The organism is Kineobactrum sediminis (assembly GCF_002868715.1).
Taxonomy (GTDB): domain Bacteria; phylum Pseudomonadota; class Gammaproteobacteria; order Pseudomonadales; family Halieaceae; genus Kineobactrum; species Kineobactrum sediminis.
Genome location: NZ_PKLZ01000003.1, coordinates 114,962 through 129,518 on the forward strand (window position 1 = coordinate 114,962; position 14,557 = coordinate 129,518).

Genomic DNA, 14,557 nt, shown 5'->3' on the forward strand with positions numbered 1-14,557 from the left:
GAAGATTTAGCTAATTTATCGTTTTTATCGCGGAGATTCCCGCGGTGAATAAGAAGTCAGGGCAGCGGCGGTTTACCGTCCAGTTCCCGCGCGGTATCGGCGATCAGTTTGCGCAGCCAGCGATTGGAGGGATTGTGCTGTAGCAGGGGGCTCCAGGCCATCTTCAGTTCCAGCGGTGGAATCGCAAAGGGCGGTTCCCGCAGTACGACCCGGGGGTTGTCGTGCTTGAGTAACGCGGCCCGGGTAGGCAGTGTTGCAATCAGGTCGTTCTGCTCCGCCAGGGTCATCGCCGCCTGGTAGTGGCGAGTAAACACCCTGATCTGGCGTTTTTTGCCGAGTTTGGCCAGGGCACCGTCCACCCAGCCCAGGCGCTGGACATCATCCGGGTCCACGCCGACCCCGATGCCCATGCCGGTCTTGCTGACCCAGATATGCTTGGCCTGCAGGTAGTTATCCAGGCTGAAGTCTTCCAGCACCGGGTTGTCCGGGCTCAGCAGGCAGGAGAAGCTGTCGTTCCACAGGTGGATCTGGTGAAAGGACTGTGGCATGGAATCAAACCGGTTGATCACCATATCCACCTTGCCGCGCTCGACATCGAGAAAGCTGACATCGGAGGGCGTCATGATGTCCAGGGTAAGCCCCGGGGCCTGTACCCGCAGCTTGCCCAGTACGGCGGGCAGCAGCGTGGATTCAGCGTAGTCGCTGGCCATGATCCGGAATACGCGGTGGGCATTCTCCGGTTCAAAGGCGGAGCGCTGTTGCACCGCGTACTCGATATTGCTGAGGACATCGCGTACCAGCGGCGCCAGTTCCAGCGCCCGCTCAGTGGGGGTCATGCCATCCGAGGTGCGCACCAGCAGTGGGTCGTCAAACAGGTCCCGCAGCCGCCGCAGGCCATTGCTCATGGCCGGCTGTGACAGGTTCAGCTGCTGTGCCGCCTGGGTGACGTTGCACTCTCGCAACAGTGCGTCCAGGTAGACCAGCAGATTGAGGTCGATTCGGTTGAGGTTCACAGGCAAGCCTTATTCATTGCATGAATGCCGGAAATGACGGCTATAGATTGGGTAAATTATACTGACCCCAGTAAGATTGCCAAGTAGGGTTCGCTATAATCCACCGACAGGTAATTTCCCACACGTCAATAAGGCTCAGTTCCATGGCAAGCTATCGCGCACCGATTGAAGACATGACCTTCCTGATCGACGAACTGCTGGATGTAAGCGGCACACTGGGGGAGTTGTCGGCCTTTACCGAACTTGGCCTGGGGCCGGAATTGACCACGGCCTTACTTGATGAAGGCGCCAAGCTTGCCGGCGATGTGCTGGCACCGCTACGCCGGGTTGGGGATGAACACCCCGTTACCTGTAAAGACGGTGCCATAACCCTGCCCCCCGGTTATGCCGATGCCCTGCAACAACTGGGGGCCGGTGGCTGGATGGGGATTTCCTCGGACCCGGAATACGGCGGCCAGGGTTTGCCCGAACTCTATGCCACCGCTGCCTGCGAGATGTGGAACAGTGCCAACCTGGCCTTTGGCCTGGCGCCCATGCTGAGTGCCGGTGCCGCCCTGGCTATTGCCGCCCACGGCAGCGAGCAGCAGAAACAGCTGTACCTGCCGAAAATGCACGCCGGCGAATGGGCCGGCACCATGAACCTTACCGAGTCGGGTGCGGGCTCCGACCTGGGTGTGATGCAGACCCGGGCCGTGCCGGAGGAAGATCACTACCGGATCCATGGCCAGAAAATCTACATCACCTGGGGTGATCACGACGCCACTGACAACATTATTCACCTGGTGCTGGCCAAACTGCCGGACGCCCCGGAAGGCAGCCGCGGGATCTCCCTGTTTCTGGTACCCAAATTCCTGGTGAATGCGGACGGCAGCCTCGGTGAGCGCAATGACGTGTACCCGGTGTCCACCGAGCACAAGCTCGGTATTCATGGCAGTCCCACCTGCGTGATGGCCTTTGGCGACAAAGAGGGCGCCATCGGTTATCTCATCGGTGAAGAGAACCGCGGCCTTGCCTGTATGTTTACCATGATGAATGAAGCCCGGCTCAAGGTGGGGGTGCAGGGCCTGGCGGCCGCCGAGGGTGCGTACCAGCAAGCGCTGGCCTATGCCCACGAGCGCGTGCAGGGCGGGGTGCCCATCGTCCAACATCCGGACGTGCGGCGCATGCTGCTGACCATGAAGTCTCTCAACGAGGCCATGCGCGCCTTTGTCTATACCGAGGCGGTGACCATGGACCTCGCGCACGTCGGTCCGGAAGCCGAGCGGCCGCGGCAGCAAATGCGCATTGACCTGATGATCCCGGTGATCAAGTGCTGGCTGACCGAGGTGGGCCAGGAATTGACCTCGCTCGGGGTGCAGGTGCACGGGGGCATGGGTTACGTTGAGGAGACCGGCGCCGCGCAGTATCTGCGCGATGTGCGCATCACCTCCATTTACGAAGGTACCAACGGTATCCAGGCGGCGGACCTGGTGGCGCGCAAGCTCGGTCGCGACCAGGGCGGGGCCATGCGCGATGCGCTCGCCGACGTGGCGCTGACCGTGGCGGCCCTGAGCAGTCATGAAGATGCTGCCCTGCAGGCCATCGGTCACAGCCTGGGGGATGCGCTGGCGGGCGTTGAGGAAACAACAGCGCAGGTACTGGAGACGTTGCAGGACAATCCCGAGGTGGCGCTGGGAGCGGCGTTCGATTACCTGATGCAGTGCGGCTACCTGTTTGGCGGCTGGCACCTGGCGCGCTCCGCGGAGCTGGCAACGGCGCGGCTGGCCGCCGGCGTGGATAATGACTTCTATCGCGCAAAGGTCGCCACCGCCGGCTTCTACGCCGAGCAGATTCTACCCCGCTGCGCGGGCCATGCCGGTGCGGTGGCGGGGGCAGCGGGCAGCCTCTCCAGCTACCCGGTAAACTGGCTGTAAACCCCGGACACAGGAGCTCGCACGATGACATTTGCCACACCGGACCTGATGGACGCAGCGCCCAACGCGGCGGTGATCGAGCTGCAGTTTCGCAACCTGGGCGCCCATCCGCGGTTCAGCGGTCGGGCAGTAACCATCAAGTGCCACGAGGATAACTCGCTGGTTAAGCAGTGTGTGGCGGAGCCCGGTGACGGCCGGGTTATTGTGGTCGACGGCGGCGGTTCGCTGCGACAGGCATTGCTCGGCGACATGCTGGCGGCGGAGGCTGCGGACAATGGTTGGGCGGGGCTGGTAATCAACGGCGCCATCCGCGACGTGGATGACATCGCCGTTACCGCCCTCGGGGTGCAGGCGCTGGGCGTCACCCCGCGCAAGACCGACAAGCGTGGCGAGGGCCAGCGGGATATCGTAGTGCACATTGGCGGTGCCCGAATTGCGCCCGGCGATTACATTTACGCTGATAACAACGGGGTGGTGGTCAGCGCCGAGCCGTTGCTGTAGTTGGGGCTTCAGTCCAGCAGGCGCATGGACAGATCAAGTGCCTTGCAGTCCTTGGTGAGTGCGCCAATCGAAATGTAATCTACCCCGGTGTCGGCTACCGCCCGCAACGTGTCGTGGGTGATATTGCCCGAGGCCTCGAGTTCGGTGGGCTGGTCCGCGACCAATGCCACGGCCTGGCGCATGTCGGCAAGGGAAAAATTATCCAGCATCACCCGGTCGCAGCCCGCGGCCAGCGCCTGCTGCAGCTCACCAAGGGTTTCCACCTCCACCTCCACCGGCTTGCCCGGCGCAGTGCTGCGCGCCTGGCTCACCGCCGCGGCAATTCCGCCACAGGCATTGATGTGGTTTTCCTTGATCAGGAAGGCGTCATACAGGCCGATGCGGTGATTGTGGCAACCGCCACAGCGCACCGCGTATTTCTGTGCCTTGCGCAGTCCGGGAATGGTTTTTCGGGTATCCAGCAGGCGTGCCCGGGTGCCCGCCACCAGGCTCGCGTAATGGCTGCAGCGCGTGGCCGTGCCTGACAGCAATTGCAGGAAATTGAGTGCGGTACGCTCCGCGGTGAGCAGGCTGCGGGCGGGTCCGCTGGCAGTAAACAGGGTGTCATTGGCGCCGATGTGCTCGCCGTCCGCGGCCGACCAGTCCAGGGTTACCCCCGGGTCCACCTGCCGGAACACCTCATCCACCCAGGCCCGCCCGCACAGTACGCCATCCTCCCGGGTGATAATGCGGGCGGTTGCGACAGCATCGGCGGGAATCAGCGCCGCCGTAATATCACCGCTGCCAATATCCTCCGCCAGAGCGGTGCGTACATTATCCTGTATATCCTGTTCAGTCAGCGCGGGCATGGGGTAGTGGCGTCCGTAGTCACGGGTGGTGGGGGCGGCATTGTAGCAGCGTTCAGCGGGCCCGGTTAAGCCCGAGGTGAAATATGGCACGGCTGCCGGCGGTCGATTATGATGGAGTCAATCCGGGGGTGGTGGCATGGGGTATACAATCAGTAAGGGATGGCTGCAGGGCGCGCGGCGGGTGCCTTCGCCGAATTTTGGCGCAAGGCCGTCCGGCGTGGGTCCGGAGCTGATTGTTATCCACAGTATTTCCCTGCCACCCGGTTGTTTTGGCGGGCCTGAAGTTGAGCAACTGTTTACCAACTGCCTGGATTGGGACGCAGACCCCTGGTTCGCGCAGATTCGCGGGCTGGAAGTCTCTGCCCATTTCCTGGTGCGCCGTTGCGGCGAACTGGTGCAGTTTGTCAGTGTGGATGATCGCGCCTGGCACGCCGGGGTCTCCCGGTGGCAGGGGCGCGATAACTGCAATGATTTCAGTATCGGCATTGAGCTGGAGGGTTGTGATGAATTCCCCTACAGTGATGCACAGTATGAATCCCTTGCCGCGCTGAGCCGCACCCTGCTGGGCTATTATCCCCTGCTCGGTCCGGAACGGGTAGCGGGCCACTGTGATATCGCCCCGGGACGCAAGACCGACCCGGGGCCCACTTTTGACTGGCCACGCTATCGCGCCGGCCTTGTCCTGCCAGGAGACACCGGATGATTTTTCTCGCCTTTATCATTGCCTTCACCGTGCGCCAGCTTTGGGGTTCCCAGGAGTGGTTGCACCGGGATGGCTGGTGGCTCGACTGGCAGCGCCGCGCCGCGGGCTTCGAGTTGGGTCCCTGGCTACAGCTGTTGCTGACGGTGGGACTGCCAGTGCTTTTGGCGGCACTGGTTCTCGATCTTTTACGCCCATTCCTGTTCGGCCTGCTGTGGATTATAGCGGCGGTCTTGCTGTTGCTGTATGCCTTTGGGCGCGGCGATTTCCATGCGCTGATGGCGCGTTATCGCGATTACTGTGAGCGTGGCAATGGCGAGGGTGCCTGGCTGTTTGCCCGGGAAGAGCTTGGCGTCGAGGTCGCGACCGACAATGATCCGGAGCGGCCCCTGTTTGACCTGCACCAGCAGGTGCAGGTGAGCCTGCTCTACGACGGCTTTCAACGCTGGTTTGCTGTGGTGTTCTTTTTCTTTCTGCTGGGGCCGGCGGCTGCGCTGGGCTATCGCTTGCTGCAACTCTATCGGGAGACCAATCGGGAGGGCCCCGTGCTCCGGCTGCTACTGGTGCTGGACTGGGTCCCGGCACGCCTGCTCGCAGCCACGTTTGTCCTGACGGGAGACTTTGTCCGCAGCCGCGACGCGCTGGTGGCGATGGTTGGCGATGCCAGCGTCGCTGCCGGCCAGCTGCTGCAGTCGGTAGGTGTTGCCGCGGCTGCGCCAGTGACGCGCGAATCGCCTTTGCTGCAGGCGGCCGAGGACGTCGATGCGCTGTCCGGCCTGCTGCGCCGCAGCGGTGTCGCCTGGGTGCTCGCCGCCGCACTGTTTGCGATTCTGGGTTGAGCGCAACACGGTAGGTAGCCATTGCACTGGTTGCCGCCGTTACGTCAAATGTGCCCGTAGTGCGCACCGGGGCGTGCATGCTGTTAGACTGGAGCTGATTCCACGGTAGCCACCAGCGCCCAGGTTTTGCCTATGTCGGAAAATACCCGTACGGATGCGACACTACCTTCGGTTTTTGTCAGGCTCTCAGCGAGTCGGGCACGCCGGGGGTTGGTGATCACCATTGCCTTTCATCCCGATACCACGCGTATCGGTGAAACCTGGACAGTTCCCGATACGGGCACCAGAAGGCTGGTGCTGGGCCGTGAGCAGCCGGCGTTTTCGCGAGCGGAAGCCGCTGTTGCCGAACCCTTGAACGATCCTCATATCAGTCGTCGCGCGCTGGCATTGAAGCGTCGCCCGGGTGGCCTGGTAGTGAGTCGCCTGGAGGACGCATGTCGCTGCCGGGTTGACGGAGACTGGCTGGCAGACACCGTCAACCTGGATGTGCACGAGCTTCGCCGTGGCGTTACCCTGCAACTGGCGCACAGTGTTGTGTTGTTGTTACGGGAACAGTTGCTGCCGGCACAACTCACCGGTCCGGAACCGGCTGCGGTGGCGGGCCTGTACGGCAGCAGTTTTTATATGCAGGCGTTGCGTGGCCAGATCGCCCGCGCCGCGGACAGTGATCTCGACGTGCTGGTCCGCGGTGAAACCGGCAGTGGCAAGGAGCTCGTTGCGCGGGCGGTGCATGCCGGCAGCAGCAGGGCCGGCGGCCCGCTGGTCGCGGTTAACATGGCGGCAATACCCGTAGGGGTTGCTCCGGCGCTGCTGTTCGGCAGTGTTCGCGGCGCCTTCACTGGAGCCGAGCGCAACAGCACAGGCTACTTCCAGCAGGCCGATGGCGGCAGCCTGTTTCTCGATGAAATAGGTGACACGCCCGACGAAGTCCAGCCCCAGTTACTGCGAGCGCTGCAGGAGCGCGAAGTGCAGCCGGTCGGCGGTAAGCTGCAGCGGGTGGATGTGCGCGTCATATCGGCTACCGACGCCGCTCTCGATGGTCCCGACAGCAATTTTCGCAGCGCCCTGCGTCACCGCCTGGGCAGCGCAGAGATTCACGTGGCGCCGCTGCGCGAACATCCGGAAGACATTGGTGAACTGTTCTGTCACCTCCTCGCCGTGGCCTGCGACAGCGCGGGTTGCGACTCATTATTGCCGGCGCCGCCCACCGATTCCCTGCTGGTAGCGCAGTGGGCGGAGTTGTTTCATTGCTGCCAGCGCTATGCCTGGCCCGGTAACATTCGCGAGCTGGCCAACTGTGCTCGCCAGGTCGTACTCGACAGCAACCGTGGTATTGCGCTGCCGGAATTCCTGCTGCAACAAATTGCCGGGGAAGTGGCCGAGCCCGCTGCGGGCCCGGAGAGCACCCCGGTTGAACTTGGTGACGACGCGCTCAGGGCGCTCCTGGAGCAAGAGCGCTACGAAGTGGCCGCGGCTGCCCGTCGCACCGGTATCAGTCGGCAGGCACTGTATCGCCGCCTTCCCGACCTGGGCCTTCGCCTGGCCGGGCAGGTGCCGGTTGCGGAATTGCAGCAGGCGCTGGCCGCCAGTGGCGGGGATCTTCGCAAAACGGCGATGGTCCTGCGGGTATCGCGGGTGGCCTTGCGCACGCGTCTGCGCAACGCCGGGCTGCCGGGCGCGCCGGCCGTGGGACTCCCCCGTGGCGATTGAGGATCGGGTCGGTCCCTATCGCATCCTGCGATTACTGCGCCGGGGTGGCCAGGGCAGCGTTTTCCTGGGTTATGACGATCGCCTGCAGCGTCGTATCGCGGTCAAGATTTACCCACTGCCCGCAGACCGGGCGCAACGCAAGCAGGTGCTGCGCGAGGCACAGCTGGTGGCCGCTATCGACAGCCCGCGTATCGTCAAGGTGCACGATGTCATCGTCGGTGACGAGCACCTGGCCATGGTGATGGAATATATACCCGGCTGTGACCTTGAGGAGTTGCTGGACCAGGGCGATTTATCCCTGGCGAGCATTGTCTCGATTGCCACTGAAATCACCGCCGCTATCGCGCTTGTTCGCCAGCAGCGCATCGTACACGGTGACCTGAAACCCAGTAATGTGCTGGTGGCCCCTGACGGGCATATCCGCCTCACTGACTTTGGTATTGCCGGTAACCAGGGAAACAGTCATCGCAGCGGCGGTAGTCCTTCCTGCGTGTCGCCCGAACAGTTGAAGGGTTTGCCACTGGACGTGCGCTCCGACCTGTTTGCACTGGGATGCCTGCTGTTTCGCATGCTGGCCGGATGGCACCCTTTCATGCGCAACGGCATCGTTGATAACCAGGCAATATCGAAGATCGCGGCACCACCGTTGCCGGCCACGCTGGCGGATGGAACGCCGTTGCCTGAAGACCTGGTAACGTTGGTTGCGCAGCTGCTGGCAAAAGATCCCGCCGAGCGGCCACACAATACCCACGAGGTACGCAGACGGCTTCACGACATTGCCGCGCAGGCTCCCCGGCGATTGCATTATCCTCTGGGTGATGAAGCCCGGGCCGCATTTCGCGAGGAGGCTGCCACCGAGCAGCCGCTGCAGATTCCGGCTGGATTGCGCAACCAGGGGCGCTCGCGAATGCCCTTGCGGGCCGGACAGTGGGCGTTGTTCGGGGTGGGGCGCGACTGGCGTCGCCGTCACTGGCTGGTCGGTGGTGGCGCAGTGCTGACCTGCCTGGGGCTGCTGCTGGTGGCACTGTGGCCGCGCGCCCATCGGGTGCATGTGCCCATGCCGCAGCTGGCGATCAGCGCGGCCAGCCCACTCCCGGCTGACCGGGTAGACCCCTGGCTATTGGAGCAGGTGCGGGATTTGTCGCTGCAGGTGGCCCCGACCCTGGTGTTCACGGGCGAAGCTCCCGGCTTTCGTTCGACAACCCTCGACAATAGCCTGGAGGCCCTGCGTCGGCCGCCACCACCGGAGCAGTTGCTGATTTCCCTGTCCTGCCAACAGGCGCTGTGCGTACTGGGGCTGGAGCGCAGGGCAGAAAACTGGCAGCGCTATCGCCAGGTATTGCTGGTGCCGGACGCACCCGCCGCGCATTGGCATGAGCTGATCGCCCTGGCGGTTAACGAGCTTTATGGCGGGGGTCATTAGCCGACTTACCGCGAGACTCCGGGTCCCTGTGCCTGGACGGTTGCAGAAAGTGCGCGGACGGCGTCAAGCATCGCCGCGTTGCGCGGGGCCGGCAGGCCCAGGCCATTGGCCACCCTGACCAGATAACCCGAAAGATAATCAATTTCAGTCTCCCGGCCCGCGGCCACGTCCTGCAGCATCGAAGACCGGTTATTGGCGGTACCGGTAATGACTGCGGCCACTTGTTCCCGCAGGTGCTCCACCGCAGCAACCTGCCCGGCGGCAGTGCCGATGGTCTCGATTTCAGCGCACAGCGCCCGTACTTCCAATGCCAGTGCCGGGTTCGTGGCCAGTTCGCCGTTGCGGCAATGATGGAGTGCGGTGAGGGGGTTGATGGCGCAGTTGATGGCGAGCTTGCGCCACAGCGCCTGCTCGATGTCCTGTGCCCAGCTGCAGTCGATGGCCAGGGCCTGCCAGTCGCTGAACCAGTCCGGCGCCACGGTTCGCCCCGGTTGGCCGATGAGGGTCTGGCCGCGGCCCGCGTGGCAGATACTGCGTGTCGCTTCCCGGAAAACGCCCTCGGTGGTGGTTGCGCTATAGTAATCAAGCGTGGGCCAGCGGCCGGCGAGTGTCTCCTGAAAGCCCAGCCCGTTGGCCAACAGTACTACGGTACTGTTACTGCTGAGGCGGTGACCGACACTCGCCACCGCCGGCACCACATCATAGGCTTTGGTGGTCACCAGCAAGTGCCGGATCGAGTCGGCTTCGTGGCAGGCTGACACAGGGAAGGTCCGGGTAGTGCACTGCCCGTCGCTACGTACCGTAATAACGGTCTCGCCCGTCTCCAGCGCAGGATCATCATCGCGCAGCAACAGCGTGCAGCGCGCGCCGGCCTGCTGTAACAGGCTTGCGAACAGGCAGCCGATCGCACCGGCGCCCAGTACGTGCCAATGGCGCGGCGCTGCCAATCAGTTGTGCCCGGGGATTGCAAAGCGACGCTGGCACACTAACATGGGGTTCCTTAACGTTTACCGGATCGGGGAAGTACACTATGCCATCTTTTGATGTTGTATCGGAAGTCGACCTTCACCAGTTGACCAATGCCGTTGACCAGGTCTCGCGGATCGTTGCCAATCGATTCGACTTTAAAGGAGTAGACGCAGGCTTTGAGCGCGAGGAGCGCACCATTACCCTGCACGCCGAGGCGGAATTCCAGCTGGACCAGATGCAGGACATGCTGCGCAGTGCGCTGATCAAGTGTGATATAGATCCTGGCGCAATGGAGGTGGGTGATCCCGTGGGTTCAGGCAAGCTGGTCCGCCAGGCGGTTACCCTGCGACACGGTCTGGACAGCGCCCAGTGCAAGACCATCGTCAAGACACTCAAGGACGCCAAACTCAAGGTGCAGGCGCAGATCCAGGGCGACCAGGTACGGGTTACCGGCAAGAAACGCGATGACCTGCAGGAGGCGATAGCGCTGCTGCGGGACAGCCCGGTTGATGTGCCGCTGCAGTTCAGTAATTTTCGTGACTGAAACAGGCCCTTACAGTGCCGACAGGCGGCTCGCCAGAGTGGCCTGTTTTTGCTCCCGATGGTGAACGGATAGGGTGTTCGGGTACAGCGTATACCAGAGTAACTCCAGGTATCGGTAGACGCAGTCATACACCGCCAGCGCCTCTATCTCGCTCGCCAGTGGCGGTCGCAGCAGGTAATGCTCGAGCAGGGTGGTGGCCGCGGGCGGATGCCACTCGTCCCCGGCGATAACCGCCGCCAGGTCAAACCAGGCCGACCCCATGGCTGCGTATTCCCAATCTACCGCCCACAGGCGACCATCGCTGTACAGGCGATTGGCCCGCAGCAGGTCGTTATGGCAGAGCACCGCCGGACCTGCCAGCGCTTCCGCCCGGGCTAACAGTCGACCCATCGCGGGCTCCAGCGGGGCCAACCGGGCCCAGCCGGGATTGTCGGCGGCCCGCAGGGCGTGCTCATAGCGTTTGCAGCGTTCGCCCGGATCCAGGCGCAGGTGAATGGCCGGCAGGCCGTGAATGGTGCGAAGCAGGCCCCCCAGGTCGGCCAGGCTTTCTGTCTCCCGGCTCTGCGACGGCAGGTGGTCACAGACCAATACACCGAGCTCGGGATTGCAGTAGCGTGGCCGGGGTGCGATGCCGGCGGCATGGGCGTGCTGGAGCACCCGCCATTCGGCCTGGCGGCTCAGGCCATTGGCGAGCGGGCTGGCGCCGTCCAGGCGCAGCACCAGTTTATGTTGGTCGGCGGCGACCAGAAAGCTGTGATTGCTTAGCCCCTGGCCCAGGGGCTCAAGCAATACGGGAGGTGCCCCCGGTTCTGGTTGCAGTTCCCACTGGCGCCATTGGCCCAGCGACTGTTCCAGCCTCAGGCGAATTGGGCGCGGTAGTGTTTTTGCCATTGCAGGTACCCGAAAATCACGATTACCAGATAGATCATGAACAGGCCCGCGGTCAACAGCAACCCGCGCTCCAGGTAAAGGTAGATGGCCGCCGAATCGATGACCAGCCAGTAAAGCCAGTTTTCGAGTATTTTGCGCGCCACCATCCAGGTGGTCAGAATGCTTCCCCAGGTGGTAAAGGAGTCCAGGTAGGGCAGGGCGGCCTCGGTATAGCGAGCCAGCAGCGCACCGCTGACCGCACTGATCACGAGCACCGCGCCAACCGCATACAGATGGCTGCGCATGCGCCAGGAACTGATGGCGAGCGTCTGCTCCGGCACCTCACCGGCCATGTCGTTGCCGGCGGGCCGGCCACCACCGCGCCACTGCTGCCAGCCGTAAACGGCCATCGCCAGGTAGTACAACTGCAGCACCGACTCCATCAGCAGGTTCACTTCCCAGAACACCCAGAGATAGATGGCGGTGCTGCCAAAGGCCGCATACCAGCACCACAGGCTCTGGCGCATCGCCAGCAGCAGGTAGGCGATACCCAGGATGACCGCGGCGGCCTCCCAGGTGGACAGCGCAATGACTCCCCCGGCTATGGCGTCGAGCAGGGCCTGCAATCAGAGAGCCTCATAACCGGGCAGGAACTTCACCACAAAGACACCTTTGCCGTGGGTTTCGTGGCTCCAGCGCATCATCTCCCCAATAGTCTTCAGCACCAGGTCATAGTCCCCCATCATCACTGTGCAGGTGGGAAATGTCTGGAACGTGACTGCGCCTTTTTCCTTGAGCTGCTCAAGAAAAGCCTTTATGACCGGCAGGTAGTCATCCTGCAGCGGATAGAGCGTAATTTCTGCACTCAGCATCATGATTGTCGGCTCCTAAAAGTTGTAGGTGGCACTGAGGCCATAGGTTCGTGGGTCCGCCAGCTGGATATAGGCGGTGTCATCCTCGTAAAACTCCCGGGGGTCGTTGGGGAAATAAAAGCCCCTCACCGCGTAATCACGGTCGGTGAGATTCCGTCCCCAGAGTTTCAGGTCGATATTATTGATGCGGTAATCAAGGCTCGCATGCAACAGTGTGTAAGCGGAGGATTGCCGGTCGTGGCTGTCGGAAAAGTAAAAGCTGTCGCGACCCTCCACATCAACGCGCACACCAAGATTCTCGGCAATGGACCACCGCGCGCCAACATTGTACTGGTAGTTGGGTGCGTGGGCCTGGTCCCGGCCACTTTTGTTCACCAGGGTCGAGCCCTCCAGGATCAGGAAATCCTCGATTCGCGTATCCAGGTAGCCGATGCCGGCAAAGAGCTCCAGGTCATCGTTGACGGCAACCGTGGTTTCCAGCTCCATGCCCTGGTTCCTGCCCGATGAACCATTGTCGATGTAACCTACAAAGAGTGGCCCATCGTTGTACCAGCCCCGCAGCTGAACGTCATCGCGCTCCATGTAAAACAGTGCCGCGCGTAATTCCCAGCGCCCGTCCAGGTAAGCCCCCTTGTAACCGATCTCCGCATTGCGCGCGACTTCGGTTTCAAAGGCCAGCCGCTCACTGAGAAAGGCAATGACGCTGTCATCAAAATTCTTTTCTTCGGCACGGCCCAGGGCTTCGCCGTTAACGCCGCCTGCCTTGAAGCCGCGGGAGACCAGGCCGTACAACACCGTGGATGCGTCGAGCTGGTACTCCAGGTTGATCTCCCCGCCCCACAGGGTTTCGTTCGGGCTTGATGCCACCGCGCGACTGTCTCTGTAACGGGCGCTGAAATCTTCTACCCTGCCGCCGATCGTGAGCGTCAGCTGATCGCTCAGGGGCGCGGCCAATTGTCCGTACAGTGCCAGGTGACGGGTATCATAGGCATTGGTGAAACGGCTTTCTTCGCCCCGGTCAAAGTTGAAGTAGTCGCGAACCAGGTCTTCGTTCTTGTTGTAGAAATACACACCCGCTGTCCAGTCCACGGTGTTGAACAGTTTTCCGTCGTCACTGGAAACCAAACGTATATCCAGTTCCTGCGCCTCGCGATCACGCTGGTAGTTATCGGTGCTGGAATACCACCAGTCAAACCCCCACAGCGCGCTGTCACAGGCCAGGCCGTCGCAAATTTCGGTATTGGTCCAGTCCTCGTCATACCCGTACTCCAGGTCCGAGTGTTCAATGGCCACGGTCGCCGCGAGTGAAAAGTGGTCATTGCCGGTCCAGGTGCCGGTAACGCCCAGCGCTACCGTTTCCTGGCGATCGCGCCCGGGTTCATCGGACAGTGTGCGACGATTGTTATCCAGGGAAAAGTGGTCGTAGCCGTTGTCGACATCAATGTAAAAGACGGTGCTGTCCACTGTCAGGTTGTCACTGGCTTGCCAGCGCAGCCTGCCCCGGGCCATTTTTTCGTCGCGCTCACCGGTATCGTCCCGGCCCAGGAAATCATTGCGAATAAAGCCATCACTTGCGTATTGCTGAAGGGCCAGTCGTCCCTGCAGGTTTTCCGCAAGGCCACCGCTTACGACAGCGCCGAGCTCGCGGCCATCGTAGTTACCAATTCCCGCCTTGAGCAATCCCTCGAACGCTTCAGTGGGGGCCGCCGACACGATATTTACCATGCCGGCCAGGCCGTAGGCGCCAAAGCGTGTGCCCTGGGGGCCGCGCAGCACTTCTACCTGCTCGACGTCGAACAGGGTGGCGGCATTGCCTATCCCGGAAAAATTAATGTTATCAATGGTCAGGCCCACTGAGGGATTGATCGGATCTACAAACTGGCTGCGCTCGCCGATACCACGGATCTGCAGATAACGACTGCGCGATGCACCGGCGGCAAAATTAACGTTGGGAGCGAGATTGAGCACCTCTTCAAGGTGCTGGGCAGCGCGATCCTTTATGGTCGTGGCATCCACCACTGTCAGACTGGCGGGATAAAGTGCCGCGGCGGTCTGGCGAAAATCCGCGGTCACTCGAATTTCTTCAAGTTCACTGCTCCACGCCAGCGGTGCGCACAGCAGCGGCGTCAGCGACAATGCCAGGTGTTTTTTACGGGAAATATTCATCATGAGTCTCCATGTTGATTGTTGCAGGGAGACCCGGTACGTGCGCTTGGAAGGCGATAGCAGGTGAGCACCTATCCCTACGCCGGTTCTAACCGGATCAGGTTCAAAGGGTTCACCGCATGCGGTATCTCAGGCCGAAGCCACCCCCAGGTAGGCAAAGATGAAGGCCAGTTGAACTGTATTTGCAAG

Annotated in this window: 14 protein-coding genes and 1 riboswitch; of the genes, 7 read left to right on the forward strand and 7 right to left on the reverse strand. The window is 62.1% G+C overall.

Annotated features, from left to right (window positions below):
- Nucleotides 1-56 precede the first annotated feature (56 nt).
- The gene (locus CWI75_RS05855) at nucleotides 57-1,013 is read right to left on the reverse strand and encodes a LysR family transcriptional regulator (protein ID WP_101520558.1); all 957 of its coding nucleotides are present in this window, start codon (nucleotides 1,011-1,013) and stop codon (nucleotides 57-59) included.
- Between the two features lie 143 nt (nucleotides 1,014-1,156).
- Here CWI75_RS05855 and CWI75_RS05860 point away from each other — a divergent pair, with 143 nt between their 5' ends.
- Entirely contained in the window at nucleotides 1,157-2,926 is a 1,770-nt protein-coding gene (locus tag CWI75_RS05860; RefSeq protein WP_101520559.1) for an acyl-CoA dehydrogenase family protein, read from the forward strand.
- Between the two features lie 24 nt (nucleotides 2,927-2,950).
- Nucleotides 2,951-3,427 carry a ribonuclease E activity regulator RraA gene (gene rraA / locus CWI75_RS05865; protein WP_101520560.1) on the forward strand — a complete coding sequence of 159 codons (477 nt, stop codon included), beginning with the start codon at nucleotides 2,951-2,953 and terminating at the stop codon, nucleotides 3,425-3,427.
- Between the two features lie 8 nt (nucleotides 3,428-3,435).
- On the opposite strand, the gene nadC is transcribed toward rraA, so the two are convergent.
- Complete coding sequence (gene nadC, locus CWI75_RS05870; RefSeq protein ID WP_101520986.1) at nucleotides 3,436-4,275, reverse strand: carboxylating nicotinate-nucleotide diphosphorylase; 840 nt, start codon at nucleotides 4,273-4,275, stop codon at nucleotides 3,436-3,438.
- A gap of 136 nt (nucleotides 4,276-4,411) precedes the next feature.
- On the opposite strand from nadC, the gene ampD reads away from it, so the two are divergent.
- The 4 genes from ampD to CWI75_RS05890 all read left to right on the forward strand — a co-directional run bounded on the left by ampD (nucleotide 4,412) and on the right by CWI75_RS05890 (nucleotide 8,947).
- Nucleotides 4,412-4,978 carry a 1,6-anhydro-N-acetylmuramyl-L-alanine amidase AmpD gene (gene ampD, locus CWI75_RS05875; protein ID WP_101520561.1) on the forward strand — a complete coding sequence of 189 codons (567 nt, stop codon included), beginning with the start codon at nucleotides 4,412-4,414 and terminating at the stop codon, nucleotides 4,976-4,978.
- A complete protein-coding gene (gene ampE / locus CWI75_RS05880) occupies nucleotides 4,975-5,814 on the forward strand; it encodes a regulatory signaling modulator protein AmpE (RefSeq protein WP_101520562.1) in 840 nt (279 codons plus the stop codon). Before ampD ends, ampE begins: the two co-directional genes overlap by 4 nt.
- A 132-nt stretch (nucleotides 5,815-5,946) precedes the next feature.
- Entirely contained in the window at nucleotides 5,947-7,524 is a 1,578-nt protein-coding gene (locus tag CWI75_RS05885) for a sigma 54-interacting transcriptional regulator (protein ID WP_101520563.1), read from the forward strand.
- Nucleotides 7,514-8,947, forward strand: coding sequence for a serine/threonine-protein kinase (locus CWI75_RS05890; protein WP_162300004.1), 1,434 nt, complete (start codon nucleotides 7,514-7,516; stop codon nucleotides 8,945-8,947). The genes CWI75_RS05885 and CWI75_RS05890 overlap by 11 nt, the downstream gene beginning before the upstream one ends.
- 5 nt (nucleotides 8,948-8,952) lie before the next feature.
- On the opposite strand, the gene CWI75_RS05895 is transcribed toward CWI75_RS05890, so the two are convergent.
- The gene (locus CWI75_RS05895) at nucleotides 8,953-9,894 is read right to left on the reverse strand and encodes a 2-dehydropantoate 2-reductase (RefSeq protein WP_101520565.1); all 942 of its coding nucleotides are present in this window, start codon (nucleotides 9,892-9,894) and stop codon (nucleotides 8,953-8,955) included.
- Between the two features lie 83 nt (nucleotides 9,895-9,977).
- Between CWI75_RS05895 and CWI75_RS05900 the strand changes: the two genes are divergently transcribed.
- Entirely contained in the window at nucleotides 9,978-10,460 is a 483-nt protein-coding gene (locus CWI75_RS05900) for a YajQ family cyclic di-GMP-binding protein (RefSeq protein ID WP_101520566.1), read from the forward strand.
- A gap of 9 nt (nucleotides 10,461-10,469) precedes the next feature.
- Here CWI75_RS05900 and CWI75_RS05905 read toward each other — a convergent pair whose 3' ends face one another.
- The 4 genes from CWI75_RS05905 to CWI75_RS05920 are packed head-to-tail and all read right to left on the reverse strand — an operon-like array spanning nucleotide 10,470 to nucleotide 14,371.
- Nucleotides 10,470-11,351, reverse strand: a complete 882-nt coding sequence (locus CWI75_RS05905; protein ID WP_101520567.1) for a phosphotransferase — start codon at nucleotides 11,349-11,351, stop codon at nucleotides 10,470-10,472.
- Complete coding sequence (pnuC, locus tag CWI75_RS05910; protein WP_101520568.1) at nucleotides 11,318-11,956, reverse strand: nicotinamide riboside transporter PnuC; 639 nt, start codon at nucleotides 11,954-11,956, stop codon at nucleotides 11,318-11,320. The genes CWI75_RS05905 and pnuC overlap by 34 nt, the downstream gene beginning before the upstream one ends.
- Complete coding sequence (locus CWI75_RS05915; protein ID WP_101520569.1) at nucleotides 11,957-12,205, reverse strand: YkoF family thiamine/hydroxymethylpyrimidine-binding protein; 249 nt, start codon at nucleotides 12,203-12,205, stop codon at nucleotides 11,957-11,959.
- A 12-nt stretch (nucleotides 12,206-12,217) separates the two neighbouring features.
- Complete coding sequence (locus CWI75_RS05920) at nucleotides 12,218-14,371, reverse strand: TonB-dependent receptor (protein ID WP_101520570.1); 2,154 nt, start codon at nucleotides 14,369-14,371, stop codon at nucleotides 12,218-12,220.
- Nucleotides 14,372-14,424: 53 nt separating this feature from the next.
- Nucleotides 14,425-14,526, reverse strand: a riboswitch (TPP riboswitch).
- Nucleotides 14,527-14,557 lie beyond the last annotated feature (31 nt).

Coding starts and splice junctions, on each gene's coding strand:
- CWI75_RS05860 (WP_101520559.1), top strand. CDS start 1,157: ATGGCAAGCTATCGCGCACCGATTGAAGACATGACCTTCCTGATCGAC.
- CWI75_RS05915 (WP_101520569.1), bottom strand. CDS start 12,205: ATGATGCTGAGTGCAGAAATTACGCTCTATCCGCTGCAGGATGACTAC.
- nadC (WP_101520986.1), bottom strand. CDS start 4,275: ATGCCCGCGCTGACTGAACAGGATATACAGGATAATGTACGCACCGCT.
- CWI75_RS05920 (WP_101520570.1), bottom strand. CDS start 14,371: ATGATGAATATTTCCCGTAAAAAACACCTGGCATTGTCGCTGACGCCG.
- CWI75_RS05885 (WP_101520563.1), top strand. CDS start 5,947: ATGTCGGAAAATACCCGTACGGATGCGACACTACCTTCGGTTTTTGTC.
- ampD (WP_101520561.1), top strand. CDS start 4,412: ATGGGGTATACAATCAGTAAGGGATGGCTGCAGGGCGCGCGGCGGGTG.
- CWI75_RS05900 (WP_101520566.1), top strand. CDS start 9,978: ATGCCATCTTTTGATGTTGTATCGGAAGTCGACCTTCACCAGTTGACC.
- rraA (WP_101520560.1), top strand. CDS start 2,951: ATGACATTTGCCACACCGGACCTGATGGACGCAGCGCCCAACGCGGCG.
- CWI75_RS05905 (WP_101520567.1), bottom strand. CDS start 11,351: ATGGCAAAAACACTACCGCGCCCAATTCGCCTGAGGCTGGAACAGTCG.
- ampE (WP_101520562.1), top strand. CDS start 4,975: ATGATTTTTCTCGCCTTTATCATTGCCTTCACCGTGCGCCAGCTTTGG.